The sequence below is a fragment of the Modestobacter italicus genome, from assembly GCF_019799965.1.
Taxonomy (GTDB): Bacteria; Actinomycetota; Actinomycetes; order Mycobacteriales; family Geodermatophilaceae; genus Modestobacter; species Modestobacter italicus_A.
Genome location: NZ_JABGCJ010000093.1, coordinates 1 through 639 on the forward strand (window position 1 = coordinate 1; position 639 = coordinate 639).

The following is a 639-nucleotide window of genomic DNA, read 5'->3' on the forward strand; positions in this document are numbered from 1 at the left end:
CGTCAGTGGCCGTGCGGGTCGAGGTGGTTGAGGGTCGCGACGACGTGGTCGTAGTCGCCGCGCGCTTCGCCGTACCGCAGGAACTCGACGTTCTCCACCTGGATCTCGCGCGCGTCCGGCTGGGTCCGGATCAGCTCGGTGACCTCGTCGATGAAGTCGGCCAGGGGCATGGCGAACTCGCTCTCCTCCTGACCGGGCAGCAGCGCGGTGCGCACCGACGGCGGCTCGAGCTCGACCACCGCCACGCTGGTGCCCGCCAGCTGAAGCCGGAGGGACTCGCTGAGCATGTGGATCGCGGCCTTCGTGGCGTTGTAGCTGGGCGTGGCCCGGAGCGGGGCGAACGCCAGCCCGGAGGAGACCGTCATGATCGTCGCGTCGGGCCGGGAGCGCAGGTGCTCGATGAACGCGCCGATGAGCCGGACAGGACCGAGCAGGTTGGTCGTCACCGTGTCCTCGGCCGAGGCCAGGAACCCGCCCGGCGTGGTCCAGTCCTCCACGCGCATGATGCCGGCCATCGTGACCAGCACGTCGAGGTCCGGGTGCTCGGCGATGACCTGAGCAGCGGCGCGCTGGATGCTCACCGGGTCGGTGGTGTCGATCTGGACGGCGTGCAGACCGGGGTGCTCGGCGGTGATCTGC

1 protein-coding gene is annotated in these 639 nt (G+C 70.4%); it reads right to left on the reverse strand.

Annotated features, from left to right (window positions below):
- Positions 1 to 2 precede the first annotated feature (2 nt).
- The coding region (locus HLA93_RS20455) for an SDR family oxidoreductase (protein WP_222196277.1) at positions 3 to 639 on the reverse strand (637 nt) is incomplete at its 5' end.